Source organism: Serratia entomophila, assembly GCF_021462285.1.
GTDB lineage: Bacteria > Pseudomonadota > Gammaproteobacteria > Enterobacterales > Enterobacteriaceae > Serratia > Serratia entomophila.
Window position 1 is genome coordinate 1,395,686 of sequence record NZ_CP082787.1, and the last position, 13,476, is coordinate 1,409,161.

Genomic DNA, 13,476 nt, shown 5'->3' on the forward strand with positions numbered 1-13,476 from the left:
ATCGTCCAAAGAGTAAGCCGCCAGCACTGGCGGCTTTTTTTTTGCCTGGCGAAAGTGCGTTTTCGTACTAGGCTGGACGGTGGCTAACTCTATATTTCAGGAGACGGGGATGAAACTGAAGTGTGCCATTCTTGATGATTATCAACAGGTCGCGCTAACGATGGCGGACTGGCCGGCCATTGCCGATCGGGTTGAGGCGTTCGCCATCAGCCGGCATTTTAGCGATGAAGCGGAGCTGGCGGTGCATTTGCAGGACTGCGACATTCTGGTTGTCATGCGCGAACGCACGCCGATCACCGCTACGCTGCTGGCGCGTTTACCCAAATTGAAGCTGTTGATTACCTCCGGCATGCGCAATGCCGCCATCGATCTGGCCGCCGCCGCCGAGCGCGGCGTGGTGGTCTGCGGCACCGCCAGCGGCTCTGCGGCGCCGATGGAGCTGACCTGGGCGCTGCTGCTCGGGCTGGCGAAGCATATCGTGCCGGAAAGCGCCGGGCTGCGCAGCAACGGCCCCTGGCAGCTGGGATTGGGCGTTACCCTGCAGGGTAAAACTTTGGGGCTGCTGGGGTTGGGTAAAATCGGCAGCCAGATGGCCGCGGTGGCGCAGGCGTTCGGCATGCGGGTGCTGGCCTGGAGCCAGAACCTGACGGCGGAAAAGGCCCGCCAGGCAGGCGCCGAACTGGCGCCATCGAAACGGGCGCTGTTCGAGCAGAGCGACTTCGTTTCCATCCATCTGGTGCTGAGCGAGCGCAGCCGCGGCCTGGTGGGGCGCGATGAGCTGGCGGCGATGAAAGCTTCCGCCTACCTGATCAACACCTCGCGCGCGGCGATTGTCGATCAGGCGGCGTTAGCGGCGGTGCTGCAGCAGGGTAAAATCGCCGGCGCCGGGCTGGACGTGTTCGCGGCCGAGCCGCTGCCCGCCGACGACATTTTCCGCCGCCTGCCGAACGTGCTGGCGACGCCGCATCTGGGCTACGTGGCAGACGACAACTACCGCACCTACTTCCGCGAGGCGGTGGAGGACATTGCGGCGTTCCTTGCCGGCGAACCGATCCGCCGCCTGGGCTAAGCGGCGTTTTATTCCCCCCGAACGCTTGTCTGATACGGGTATTCGCCCGTATCATTGCGGGTCTTTTTTAGCTGGGGTGGTCATGCGCGTATTGTTGGCTCCGATGGAGGGCGTTCTCGATTCTTTGGTGCGCGAGTTGCTCACCGAAGTGAACGACTACGACCTGTGCATCACTGAATTCCTGCGCGTGGTCGATCAGCTGTTGCCCGCCAAGTCGTTTTATCGTCTGTGCCCGGAGCTGCATCACGCCAGCCGCACGCCGTCCGGCACGCTGGTGCGGGTGCAGCTGCTTGGCCAACATGCGCAGTGGCTGGCGGAGAACGCCGCCCGCGCGGTAGAGCTGGGCTCTTACGGTGTCGATCTCAACTGCGGCTGCCCGTCCAAGCTGGTCAACGGCAGCGGCGGTGGGGCGACGCTGCTGAAAGACCCGGAACTTATCTATCAGGGCGCCAAAGCGATGCGCGCCGCAGTGCCGGAGCACCTGCCGGTGACGGTGAAGGTGCGGCTGGGCTGGGATTCCACCAGCCGCAGTTTTGAAATTGCCGACGCAGTGCAGCAGGCCGGCGCTACCGAGCTGGCGGTGCACGGCCGCACTAAAGAGGACGGTTACAAGGCGGAGCGCATCAACTGGGCGGCGATCGGCGAAATCCGCCGGCGGCTGTCGATTCCGGTGATCGCCAACGGCGAGATTTGGGACTACCAGAGCGCGCAGGATTGCCTGCAAACCACCGGCTGCGACGCAGTGATGCTGGGACGCGGCGCGCTCAACGTGCCGAACCTGAGCCGGGTGGTGAAATACAACGAACCGCGCATGCCCTGGCCGCAGGTGGTGCAGCTGCTGCAAAAATACGTCCATCTGGAAAAGCAGGGCGATACCGGCTTGTATCACGTGGCGCGTATCAAACAGTGGCTGGGTTATTTGCGTAAAGAATATGACGAAGCCAGCGAGCTGTTCAGCGAAATACGTGCACTGACCAGCTCGGGTGATATTGCGCGGGTTATTTTTCGGCAGGCGTAAAATAATAAACCCGCACAAGGCGGGTTGATATAAATGGGTATTGTCAGGCGGCATTGTCGAGACGATTTAATTCCATCTCGATATCCTGAATGGTTTTTTCCAGCCCTTCCAGGCAGGCGCCCTGTTTATTCAGCAGATCGTTAATCGCCTGCGCAAATTGCTTATTCTTGCATTCACCCTGATCGAAGCCCAGCCAATGCGCGGACAGCGTCTCGGTGTTGGACTGCGCGTAGTGGCGCATTTCTTTCAGCTGAGAGGCCACGTTACGTAAATTATCCAGCTGCGCTTGTGCATTTGCATTGTTGCTCATGAATTTCTCCTTGAGTTCGCCGTTAAATAATTTTGACTGCGGAAACCATCTTACCCTATTAAAATAAAAATAGCATCTTTAACGGTCGACCTGGTTAATTAACGGCAGCGTTGCATATGTTTATTTCACCGTTAAACAATGACTTGGGGTTTATTGTAAATTTATATAAATAGATTTATTCAAAGGGGGTTTTACGGTTATTTTAACCCTTAAGCGGTAGCTATAAAATACGGGGAAATATTTCCCCGTAGCGAAAATAACCTTTCAACGATCCAAATCAATGGCGAAGTGCCGCCACAGCGCTTCGCGGCGTTCCTGCTCAGAATGCAGCGTCGTTTCGTGGCGCTGATGATCTTCGGTCAGGATCAGCTTGTTGTCGCTGAGCGTCACACGGCCGTTTTCCGTTGGCCGCGAGCACACCAGCCGCTGGGTAAAATGCGATTCCGGCGAGCTGCTGTGGTAGCGGCACATGCCGTCGAACTCGCTCAGCGCCCGGGGCTGTACGGTAAAGCGGTACAGGGTTTTGGCGTGCGAGCGCCGATCGCCGTTGCGGCGCTCCAGCAGATAATAGTCGCCTTCGCGTTCCAGATGGAAGGTGCCGCTGGCCTGAGATTGCGGCTCGGCGGTGGTGATTTTCAATGGTGTCAGGAAGGAGTCGCCGAAGCCGACGTCCACCAGCCAGGATTGCCTCTCCAGTTCCACCAGCAGCGCCAGATGGTCGTAGGGCGGGTAAAAATGGCCGTCGCGGGCGCGGATCTCGCCGGAGATATACTGGACGTTAAAGCCGATGTCCTGCAGCAGCAGGGCGAAAATTTTATTCAGCTCATAGCAAAAGCCGCCGCGGTTGCGATCGACAATTTTGCTGAACAACGCGCCTTCCTCAAGGTTGATGCCCTGCCGATAAATAATGCTCAGATTCTCAAAAGGCACGCTCAACATATGGCGGTGATGCAGCCGTTGCAGGGTCGCAAGGTCGGGCCTGGCGGTGCCTGTGAAGCCAATATGCTGCAGGTAGCGTTGTCTGTCCACAGAGTCTCTCGCATGAGGAAAAGTAGGCATAAGGTAGCGGGCTTTTTTCGCTTTGTGAGGGCAAAATGTGCTGCTGCCAAAAACTGACACCCGCCCGTTCTAGCCTTGACGCAGGCTTAAACATGAGGAGGCGATATGCAGGATTTCACGCATCGGGTGGCGCTGGTGACCGGCGCATCCACCGGCATCGGCGAGGCGGTTGCCGCGGAACTGTTCAGCCGCGGGGCAACGGTGATCATGACCGGCCGCCACCAGGAACCTCTGGCGGCGGCCGCGGCGAAAATCGATCCCAGCGAACGGCGGGCGATCCCGCTGGTGATGGACGTGCGCGACCCACACTCGGTGCGCCGCGGCATTGAGGATGCGCGGCAGCGCTGTGGCGGGCTCCATTGCCTGGTCAATAACGCCGGCATCACCGGGCCACATGAGGTGCCCATCAGCCAGTACGCCAACGAAGACTGGCATGAGGTGATTGAAACCTGCCTCAGCGGGACTTTTTTCGGCATGAAATACGCCTTGCCGGCGATTGTCGCCAGCGGCGGCGGGGCGGTGGTGAACCTCTCTTCCGCCAACGGCGTGGTGGGCATCGCCGGTATTGCGCCTTATACCGCCGCCAAACACGGCATTCTCGGCCTGACGCGCTCGGCGGCGCTGGAGTTCGCCGCGCAAGGCGTGCGGATCAACGCCGTCGGGCCGGGCTATGTGGACACGCCGGCGATGGGCGAACTGCCGGCGCGAGCGCGCGCGAAAATGGCCGCATCGCACCCGATGGGGCGAATGGCGACGCGGGAAGAAGTGGCGAAAACGGTGGCTTTTTTGCTGTCGGGCGACAGCAGCTTCACTACCGGCGCGTTCTACAGCATCGACGGCGGTTATACCGCGCGTTGACGGGAAATGGCCCCCTGATGGGGGCCGATCCGTTTACCAGGACTTGCGTGGGTTGCGATCAACGATGGCGATCTTTTGGCATAGCAGCCTGGTGATGTCCACCGAGGCTGGATTGGCGGCGCTGCCGGTGAAGTTTTTCAGCGTGATGACGATACGGGCATAGTTGACATAACCCTCCGGCAACGGCAGATACTCCGCAGCGTTCAGCGCGGTAATGCGATCCGACGTCATCGTTGCCGATGAAGCCGGCGTTACCGTACCGGTGCGGCCCCACTGGCAGGTTTTTTCCAACACCGTGGTTGTGCCCGCATTGCCGTTCAGCAGATATTTACCCTGATAAGTGCCGATGGCGACGTCCATGCCGTTCAGGCCCTGCAGGTTTTCCAGCGTGGCCCGCCACAGCACCAAATCGTTTTTCCCGATAGGGAAATAGATCTCGATTTTCTTGTCCGCCGTCGCCGTTTGGGTGGTGGCGGTAATGACGCCATTTTTCAGCGTTATCGCCAGTTCAGAGGTTTCGGTTTGCGAAATGCGGGTGCCGCCGGTGGCGTAAAGGTTATTCAAGATCAACGCGCTGCTTTCTTTCCAGCCCGGCTCCGGCAGATGGTTAACGCCATCGCCCAGGTATAAAAAACGCCACATGTTGACATAGCCCGGCGCGACGATGTTTTTCATTTCAATGTGGTTGTTTGACCAGCCTTTTTTAATGTCCGCATTCACCAGGTCGAAACCGTCGATATAACATTTGCCGCGCAGATCGCTGGACTTGTCGAAATAGAAATATTCAACGTACTGATAAGGCACGGTGCTGCCGGGATCGGTGTTATTGGTCATCACGCTGTGCCACTGGCTGTCTTTGATTTTCACCGTACCGCCGTTGTCGCTGGTAAAGACCGGCCGGTAATTGCGGCAATTGGCATTGCCCCATTCGAAGTGGCAGTTTTTGAAGTCCAGAGTTCCACTTTTGAGATCGAATAAGCCGTAGTCGCTATTGGCCTGTTGTTCAGCTTCGCTGGCAAAGCCGCTGTAGTCGAAAGAGCAGTCGCGGAAGGCCAGGCTGTGCACCCCCTGATAATAGTTTCTGCTGTCACCGAACAGGCATTTGTAGAACACGATTTTCTCGCCGGCGTTGGCGGTGCTCTCGGACCAAATCGGCCACCAGCAGCCGCGCACCATAATGCTGTGCCAGCTCTGGATGTAGGCGTTGTCGCCAAACACGATGCCTTTGTACAGGTTGGTCAGCCAGACGTTTTGCACCAGCAGTTGGCTGGCCGGCATGCCATGCATATTGGCGGCGTCGCTGTAGACGCACAGGCCGCGCAGGTTGGCCGCCGCATCGGGGGCGCCGACGATGCGCAGGTTATAGATGGCCGGGGCGCCCAGGCTATATACCACCCGCACGCATTCGACGTCGGTAGCGCCGCTGAAATCCAGAATGGTGCCTTTAAAATCAACGGCGTTTTTCCACAGTTTCAACCTGGCGCTGGTCAGGCACTTACGCACGCCGCCGGGGCCGACCAGCGTGATGCCTGCCGGCGTGGTCGGGATCTGCGCTTGCCACCACTCTTCCCCTTTAACCTGCAAAAAATCGCTGGCGCGGCTGATGGTCAGTGAATAATCCAGCTCGTCGCCCGGCTGGTGCCACCAGTCAATGCTGTATTCGCCGTTATTGATAATGCGTTTCCAGCGGCGGTTCTGCGCATCGCGCAGCAGGGTGGCGCCGTTATCCAGGCTGGTGGTGTCTGTATCGTCACGAAGGAATACGCCGTGATGATAGCGATTTTCGATCATCACCGCCGCCTCGCTGCCGGTATAGGCACGCAGAGCGGCGTAATCATTTAATGTCATCATGATGTGACCCTTATTTTTGAGAGAGGCGAAACTGCGCCAGGCCGTTATTGCCTTGGCTGCGGAGGTAAATTAACAGGGGAACGAAAGGGGATTAAGCGGTTGGCGTTGTGCCCAGCGCCAGCGGGCTGGCGGCGAGGTAAGGCGTTAGCCGGTGCAGGCCAGCCCCTGCAGCCAGGCCAGAAACGCCGTCGCGCCAGGCTTGTTCAGGGTGCGCGGCGGGTAAACCGCGAAGTAGGGTTTGCTGAGCGGCAGCGCCGGTTCGGCCAGCCTGACCAGCGCGCCGCTGGCCAGTTCTTCTGCGATCAGCCGCTGCTGGCCGAGCAGCACGCCGTGGCCCTGAACGGCGGCGTCGATCGCCAGCGAGGTCAGGTTATAGGTCAGGCCGCGCCGCAATGGCGGCTGCAGCCCGGCGGCGGTGAACCATTCGTGCCAGCCCGGCAGAAACTGGCTTTCTTTACCCCAGTCGACGTGGATCAACGGCAGCTGGGCCCAGTCGGCGCCGTTGCGCAGCGCCGGGCTGCACACCGGCAGCACCCGGTCCTGGAACAGCTGAACCTTTTCCAGCAACGGGTAATCCCGATCGCCAAAACACAGCGCAAAGTCCGCCGCAGAACTGGCGAAATCCACTGCGGCATGGGTGGCGTGCAGGCGGATATCCAGCTCGGGGTAGCGCGCCAGCCAGTCGCCTATCGCCGGATTCAGCCATTTCGACGCCAGCGCCGGCAGCGCAAATACCGTCAGGGTGTGCTTGCCGCGCTGGCGGTCAACGTGCTGCTGCGCCACCCGCAGCGTCTCGAAGGCCTGCTGCACGTAGGCCAGGTAGTCGGCGCCTTGCTCGGTCAGCGTTACGCCGCTTTTGGCGCGGGTGAACAAGGTGATGCCCAGATGCTGCTCCAGCTGGCGGATCTGCTGGCTGACGGCGGCGGCGGTGAGCGCCAGGCTGTCGGCCGCGCTGGCCAGGCTGCCGGTGCGGGCGGCGGTTTCAAACGCCAGAATGGCGCTCAGCTTCGGCAGGCGTGCGCGGGAAGGTGCGTTCATAACGGGCTTATCGCTAAGAATTGGTTAGCTTATCCATAACGTATTTTTGTTATGGCGGCAATGCGACATTCGCTACAGTGAGCCTATCCGGCCAATGCGCACTCAGGGGAATGTCATGCAGCAACTCGCTCATATTGTTGATTTATCCGCTAACCCGATCGGCGAGGCCGCCTTCCAGGCCCGCTGCCGCCAGACGCTGGATGCCGCAGGCGCGCTGGTGCTGCCGGGTTTTCTCAGCCGCGCCGCGCTGGCCACCGTGCGGCTGGAAGGCGCGGAGCACAGCCCGGCGGCGTTTTACGCCGCCAACAGCCACAACGTCTATCTGCGGCCGCACGACGACAGCCTGCCCGCCGAGCATGCGCGCAACCGGCTGGTGGTGTCCTCCAAGGGCTGCATCACCGATGAGGATATTCCGGCGCAATCGCCGCTGCGTACCCTGTACAACGCCCAGGCGTTTCGCGATTTTCTCTGCGCGGTGCTGGGGGAACGGCAGCTTTATCCCTATGCCGATCGGCTGTCTTCGATCAACCTGCATTACGCGCACCAAGGGCAAGAGCTGGGGTGGCATTTCGACAATTCGTCGTTCGCCATCACGCTGCTGATACAGAAACCCGAGGCCGGCGGGCGTTTCGAATACGTGGAGAACCTGCGCGACGCCGACGGCGGGGAGATGAACTACGCTGGGGTGACGCAGGTGCTGGACGGCCAGCGGGCGGTGAAGCGGTTGGCGATAGAAGAGGGGGGTCTGGTGCTGTTCCGCGGGCGCAACGCCATGCACCGGGTGACGCCCACTGAGGGCAAAATCACCCGCATGCTGGTGGTGCTGGCTTACAACGCCCAGCCGGACGTGATGCTGTCGGAAAGCGCCAGAATGACCTTCTACGGCCGGCTATAGCGGATAAAAAAACCGCCCCGGTTGGGGCGGTTCGACGAATTAGCGCGTCGATTGCTCTTCGTGCGCCTGCTGTTCCAGCTTCACCTCCTGCGCGCGCTTGCGCAGGCCGAACCAGCCCAGCGTCAGCAGCACCGCCAGCACCGGGATGGTGGCGATGGTCCAGGTGCCGTTCGGGTAGTCGAACGCCATCATGACCACCACCGCCAGCAGGAACGCCAGCGTCAGCCAGGAAGTGAAGGGCGCGCCGGGCATTTTGAAGGAAACCGGCTGGGCGCGGCCTTCGCGCACCGCTTTGCGCAGGCGCATCTGGCAGACGATGATAAACGCCCATGAGGCGATGATGCCCAGCGAGGCGATGTTCAGCACGATCTCGAACACCCGCGAAGGCACCAGGTAGTTCAGCACCACGCCGATCACGTAGATGCCGCAGGTGACCAGGATACCGGCGTAGGGCACCTGCTGGCTGCTCATTTTGGCCATGAACTTCGGCGCCGAGCCGCCCATCGCCAGCGAACGCAGGATGCGGCCGGTGGAGTACAGGCCGGAGTTGAGGCTGGACAGCGCGGCGGTCAACACCACGATGTTCATGATGGTGCCGATGTAAGGCACGCCCAGCTTGCTGAAGAAGGTAACGAACGGGCTCTGGCCCGCCTGGTAGGCATTCCACGGCAGCAACAGCACCAGCAGCACCACCGAACCGACGTAGAACAGGCCGATGCGCCAGATGACGCTGTTGATGGCCTTCGGCATCATTTTGGCCGGATCCTTGCACTCGCCGGCGGCGGTGCCGATCAGCTCAATGCCGGCGAAGGCGAAAATCACCCCTTGCACCAGCACCAGCGCGGGCAGCAGGCCGTGCGGGAACATGCCGCCGTTTTCGGTAATCAGGTGCAGGCCGGTGGTATGGCCCGCCACCGGAGTGCCGGTGCCGAGGAACACCACGCCCACCACCAGGAACAGCGCGATGGCGACCACCTTGATCAGCGCGAACCAGAACTCCATTTCGGCGAACCACTTCACGCCGATCATGTTCATGGTGGCGACCACCCCGAGGGCGCACAGCGCGAACAGCCACTGCGGCACGTCGGCGAAGGTGCCCCAATAGTGCATGTACAGCGCCACGGCGGTGATGTCGACGATGCCGGTCATCGCCCAGTTGAGGAAGTACATCCAACCGGCGACGTAAGAGGCTTTTTCACCGAGGAACTCACGGGCGTAAGACACGAAGCTGCCGCTGGAGGGGCGGTGCAGCACCAGCTCGCCCAGCGCGCGCAGAATAAAGAACGAGAAAATCCCGCACACCAGATAGACCAGCGCCAACGCCGGCCCAGCCAATTCCAGCCGGCCGCCGGTGCCGAGGAACAGGCCGGTGCCGATCGAACCGCCGATGGCGATCATTTGTATCTGCCGGTTGCCCATGCTCTTGTGATAACCGGAGTCATGGGAGTCTAACCAACGTCTTCTGGCTGCGTGTTTGTCATGCGCAGACTTTTTATGTGAGTGCATCATCCGTCCTGTTTACCTGTCTGTGGTTAACCCTGCTCTTAACGCGAGCAAACGATTGCCAGCGGCAATCGCGATGAGAATGAGGTCGTGGCATCATTCTGCTGTTTATTGTGTATACAGCCGTCATTAAATAACGGCGAAGCATGCTACCTTTTCTCCGTAAATGTGGCAAAAAAACCTGCGCATAAATCGTGAACAATTGTGTTTATTTTTTAATCTTTATATAAAAGAAGATATTATTCAATAAGATGGATTAATTTATCAAGACGGAAATATCGAGGAATAAAAAGTGATTAAAATCACAAAATAATAATTACCGTGCAAATTACAGGGGGTTGTTCTTATATTTCGCGGCGGAAAATAAGGACGGGAATAATGTTTAACCCGCTGCGCATCGCGTATTCGCAGCGGGCCTCTTTACACGGGAGCTTAGGCCGATTCACCGGCCGGCAGGGCGGATGCCGGCAGACCAAACAGCTTGTCGAACGCCCAGTTGAACAGGAAGGTGTAGCAGGGGATGATGATAATCAGCGCCATGTCCAGCAGCAGCGCCTGCCACAGCGTGATGCCCATCCACCAGGCGATCAGCGGGATCAGGAACACCACCAGCGTCAGCTGGAAGCCCACCGCATGCAGAACGCGGCGTTTGAGCGTGCGGGTGCGCGAAGCCTGGCGGCTTTCCCACCCTTCGAACAAATAGTTGTAAATAAAGTTCCAGCTCACCGCGATGCTGGTGATCACCACCGCCAGCGGCCCGGTGCTGCTCGGCGCATGGCCGGAAAGCAACGCCAGCCCGAGCGCCGAGATCGTCATACCGATAATTTCATAGGCGGTGACATACACCAGTTTGCGTTTAACGCCTTGCATTGTGTTCTCCTGACTTATTTTTCGTTGCCTCTTGGGCCTCGGCGGCTAAGATAACGTCAATACTATTGATAGAAAAAGTCAGGAGCTGTCAGTTTGGCTGACAGATGAGGCAATGAACTTTTCCAGCGACAATATCGAGCTGTTCCTGGCGGTGCTGGATCGCGGGTCGTTTTCCGCCGCCGCCCGGGCGCTGCGGCGCGTGCCTTCGGCGGTCAGCATGGGGATCGCCAACATGGAGGCGGAGCTCGGTTTTCAACTGTTTGACCGCACGCACCGCGAGCCGACGCCGACCGCATTGGCGCTGGCGTTGGCGCCGCACGCGCGGCTGATCGCCGAACAGCTCAAACAGCTGCAGGTGCACGCCATCGAGCTCTCGCAGGGGCTGGAGAGCCGGCTGTCGATCGGCGTGGCTTCGGACATCAACAGCGCCGCATTGCTGGCGGCGGTGCAAACGCTGTCGCAACGCTACCCGCTGCTGGATATCGAGGTGCTGGCCGCGCCACAGGATGACGTGCTGCACATGCTGCATCAGCAAAGGGTGAGCGTCGCCCTGGCGTTCGGCGGCCTGAATATCAACAGCGCGGAGCAGTTTCATTTTGTCGGCGCGGAGTCGCTGGTAGCGACGCTGTCGCCGCAGCATCCGGCAATCCGGGGCGCGGCGGATGAGCTGTTTCTTGAGGATTTGGTCAACGTGCGGCAGATCATGGTGGCCAGCCGCGATCTGCCGGTCGTCGATCTGCGCCCCCGGGTGGCGGAGTCTTACTGGCGTACCGACAGCCTGCCGATGGCGCTGAGCATGGTTGAGGCGGGGCTGGGTTGGGGCAATTTCCCGCTGTCTCTGACCGCCCCGCTGTTGGCGCAGAGCCGGCTGGTGCGGCTGAAGTTCAAAAACACCAAGAATGAGCTGCGCCTGCCGATGCACCTGATCTGGCTGAAAAACCGGCCGCAGGACAGGGCCGCCCGCGAGCTGGTGGCCCTGATGCGCGATGCGCCGCAGGGATCTTAAAGAAACGCCATTGCTTTTGTTTTCAACCCTGCGCTAGTTTGAGCAGGGGATAATAACGGGAGAAAAGGCATGTTGAGCGAAACGGCGCTGTCGATATTGAGCATTACCGGCGCGATTGCGCTGGGGGCAATGAGCCCGGGGCAGAGTTTTATTTTGGTGGCGCGTACCGCAGTGGCTTCTTCACGTTTTGACGGCATGGCGGTCGCATTGGGGATGGGCGTCGGTTGCTTCATTTTTGCGCTGCTGGCCTTGTTAGGCTTGCAGTCACTGCTGCTGGCCGTGCCCTGGCTGTACGGCACGCTCAAGCTGCTGGGCGGGGCTTACCTAATCTATCTGGCGTTTAACATGCTGCGCGGCGCCAGCCGCCCGTTGAACATCGGGGCGGCCGGCAGCCGGCAACTGGGGTTTCGCAACGCCTTTACTGCCGGCCTGCTGACCCAGTTAGGCAACCCGAACACCGCCATTGTCTTCGGCAGCGTATTCGCCGCGCTGCTCAGCCATAAAATCTCTCCACCGATGTATCTGTTGCTGCCGCTGATCGCCCTGACGGTCGACGTGCTGTGGTACGCCTTCGTGGCCTATGTGCTGTCTTCACCGCGCCCGCGCCGGGTCTATCTGCGGTTCAAAGCCTGGTTTGATCGGCTGGGCGGCGGCGTGCTGGCGCTGCTTGGCCTGAAGCTGATGCTGAACCGCTGAGCTTAATCGGCATGGCGTCGCCGCCACCAGAAACGCAGCAACAGGATGGCGGCGATAGCCAGCGCGACAAACAGCAGGCTGGAGAGCTTTTTGTCGAAACCGCTGACGAAGCTTTCGATCGCCTGGCCGCCAAAGTAGCCGAGCATGACGAAAATTGTCGCCCACAGCACCGCGCCTAAAATGTTCAGCGGCACGAAGCGCGCAGGCGGCAGCCTGCTGGCGCCGATCAGCACCGGGCCGATAATGCGGAAGCCATACATAAAGCGCACGCCAATCACGAACAGCGTCGGGTGGCGTGCGATCAATCGTCTGGCGCGCGCAATGCGTTTTTCCTGGCCTTTTAGCCGGGACATCACCCGGCCTTCGTAGCGGCGGCCGACGAAATACAGCAGCTGATCGCCCAGCGTGCCGCCAAAGGCCACTACCGCAATCACCCACGGCCAGTGCAGCAGCCCGTCATGTGCGGCGATGCCGCCGAGCAGGGTGATGGTTTCCCCCTCCGCCAGGCAGCCGATAAACAACGCCCAGTAGCCATATTCCGTAATGTAGTGGGCCAAATCGGTCATTCTTTACTCCTTATGTGGCTGACGCATAAGGGTAAGTATACGCCCGTTCGCTACGGCTGGGCGGCTATCTGCGCCACCTGTTCACGCCGCAGCCGCAGGCCGTCCGCCATTTGCGCCTGCACCTTCGCCAGAATGTGCGGCGGCGTCAGCTCCGGCGTGCCGCCGGCAAACGGCGGCGCCGGGGCGTATTCCAGGTACAGCTGGATCATTTGGGCGGTTTCCTCGCCGTGCAGCTCGGCGATTAACGCCAGCGCGAAATCGATGCCGGCGGTGACGCCGCCGCCGCTGATCACATTGCCGTCACGCTCGACCCGCGCGCTGCTTGGGATGGCGCCGAACAGCGCCAGGCTGTCGCGCATCGACCAGTGGCAGGCGGCGCGTTTGCCCTGCAGCAGGCCGGCGGCGGCGAGGATCAGCGAGCCGGTGCAGACCGACGTCAGATAGCGGGCCTGCTGGCCCAGCCGCCGGATCTGGCGCATAAAGCCCGCATCCTCCAGCGCCTGGGCGCAGCCGCTGCCGCCCGGCACGCAGAGTACGTCGCAGCGGTTGACCTCCTCCAACCTTTGCAACTGCGTGAAGTGCAGCCCCTCCGAGGCGATGTCCGCGCCGCCGATCGAGGCTACGATGATTTCCGCGCCCGGCATGCGGCGCAGAAACTGCAGCGGGCCGGTGAAATCGAGCTGGGTGACGCCCTGGTAGATCGGAAAAACAATGACTAACGGTTCAGACATGATATT

At 60.3% G+C, this 13,476-nt stretch carries 14 protein-coding genes; 6 read left to right on the forward strand and 8 right to left on the reverse strand.

Features of this window, described 5'->3' with window-relative positions:
* Positions 1–109 precede the first annotated feature (109 nt).
* Both KHA73_RS06890 and dusC read left to right on the forward strand, forming a co-directional pair.
* On the forward strand, positions 110–1,069 hold the full coding sequence (locus KHA73_RS06890) for a D-2-hydroxyacid dehydrogenase family protein (protein WP_234589884.1): 960 nt from the start codon (positions 110–112) through the stop codon (positions 1,067–1,069).
* An 82-nt stretch (positions 1,070–1,151) separates the two neighbouring features.
* Positions 1,152–2,087 carry a tRNA dihydrouridine(16) synthase DusC gene (dusC, locus tag KHA73_RS06895; RefSeq protein WP_234589886.1) on the forward strand — a complete coding sequence of 312 codons (936 nt, stop codon included), beginning with the start codon at positions 1,152–1,154 and terminating at the stop codon, positions 2,085–2,087.
* Positions 2,088–2,130: 43 nt separating this feature from the next.
* Here the strand turns inward: dusC and KHA73_RS06900 are convergent, their stop codons facing one another.
* Together KHA73_RS06900 and KHA73_RS06905 are read right to left on the reverse strand one after the other, a co-directional pair.
* Positions 2,131–2,397, reverse strand: a complete 267-nt coding sequence (locus KHA73_RS06900; protein WP_234589887.1) for a hypothetical protein — start codon at positions 2,395–2,397, stop codon at positions 2,131–2,133.
* 264 nt (positions 2,398–2,661) lie between these two features.
* The gene (locus KHA73_RS06905; protein WP_234589889.1) at positions 2,662–3,426 is read right to left on the reverse strand and encodes an arylamine N-acetyltransferase family protein; all 765 of its coding nucleotides are present in this window, start codon (positions 3,424–3,426) and stop codon (positions 2,662–2,664) included.
* Between the two features lie 135 nt (positions 3,427–3,561).
* On the opposite strand from KHA73_RS06905, the gene KHA73_RS06910 reads away from it, so the two are divergent.
* Positions 3,562–4,314, forward strand: coding sequence for an SDR family NAD(P)-dependent oxidoreductase (locus tag KHA73_RS06910; RefSeq protein ID WP_234589891.1), 753 nt, complete (start codon positions 3,562–3,564; stop codon positions 4,312–4,314).
* Between the two features lie 33 nt (positions 4,315–4,347).
* Here the strand turns inward: KHA73_RS06910 and KHA73_RS06915 are convergent, their stop codons facing one another.
* Both KHA73_RS06915 and KHA73_RS06920 read right to left on the reverse strand, forming a co-directional pair.
* Positions 4,348–6,165 (reverse strand): hypothetical protein, encoded by a 1,818-nt coding sequence (locus tag KHA73_RS06915; protein ID WP_234589892.1) that lies wholly within the window; start codon positions 6,163–6,165, stop codon positions 4,348–4,350.
* Positions 6,166–6,309: 144 nt separating this feature from the next.
* Positions 6,310–7,203, reverse strand: a complete 894-nt coding sequence (locus tag KHA73_RS06920) for a LysR substrate-binding domain-containing protein (protein WP_234589893.1) — start codon at positions 7,201–7,203, stop codon at positions 6,310–6,312.
* 115 nt (positions 7,204–7,318) lie between these two features.
* Between KHA73_RS06920 and KHA73_RS06925 the strand changes: the two genes are divergently transcribed.
* Positions 7,319–8,098, forward strand: coding sequence for a HalD/BesD family halogenase (locus KHA73_RS06925; RefSeq protein ID WP_234589894.1), 780 nt, complete (start codon positions 7,319–7,321; stop codon positions 8,096–8,098).
* A 39-nt stretch (positions 8,099–8,137) separates the two neighbouring features.
* Here the strand turns inward: KHA73_RS06925 and ansP are convergent, their stop codons facing one another.
* Entirely contained in the window at positions 8,138–9,604 is a 1,467-nt protein-coding gene (gene ansP / locus KHA73_RS06930; protein ID WP_234589895.1) for an L-asparagine permease, read from the reverse strand.
* A 429-nt stretch (positions 9,605–10,033) separates the two neighbouring features.
* Complete coding sequence (locus tag KHA73_RS06935) at positions 10,034–10,471, reverse strand: PACE efflux transporter (protein WP_234589896.1); 438 nt, start codon at positions 10,469–10,471, stop codon at positions 10,034–10,036.
* Between the two features lie 112 nt (positions 10,472–10,583).
* On the opposite strand from KHA73_RS06935, the gene KHA73_RS06940 reads away from it, so the two are divergent.
* Together KHA73_RS06940 and KHA73_RS06945 are read left to right on the forward strand one after the other, a co-directional pair.
* A complete protein-coding gene (locus KHA73_RS06940; RefSeq protein ID WP_234589897.1) occupies positions 10,584–11,477 on the forward strand; it encodes a LysR family transcriptional regulator in 894 nt (297 codons plus the stop codon).
* 69 nt (positions 11,478–11,546) lie between these two features.
* Positions 11,547–12,173 carry a LysE family translocator gene (locus KHA73_RS06945; RefSeq protein WP_234589898.1) on the forward strand — a complete coding sequence of 209 codons (627 nt, stop codon included), beginning with the start codon at positions 11,547–11,549 and terminating at the stop codon, positions 12,171–12,173.
* 2 nt (positions 12,174–12,175) lie between these two features.
* On the opposite strand, the gene KHA73_RS06950 is transcribed toward KHA73_RS06945, so the two are convergent.
* Both KHA73_RS06950 and KHA73_RS06955 read right to left on the reverse strand, forming a co-directional pair.
* Positions 12,176–12,739: a DedA family protein gene (locus KHA73_RS06950; RefSeq protein WP_234589899.1), complete on the reverse strand. Its 564-nt coding sequence runs from the start codon at positions 12,737–12,739 to the stop codon at positions 12,176–12,178.
* A 50-nt stretch (positions 12,740–12,789) separates the two neighbouring features.
* A complete protein-coding gene (locus KHA73_RS06955; protein ID WP_234589900.1) occupies positions 12,790–13,470 on the reverse strand; it encodes a DJ-1/PfpI family protein in 681 nt (226 codons plus the stop codon).
* Positions 13,471–13,476: the final 6 nt, after the last annotated feature.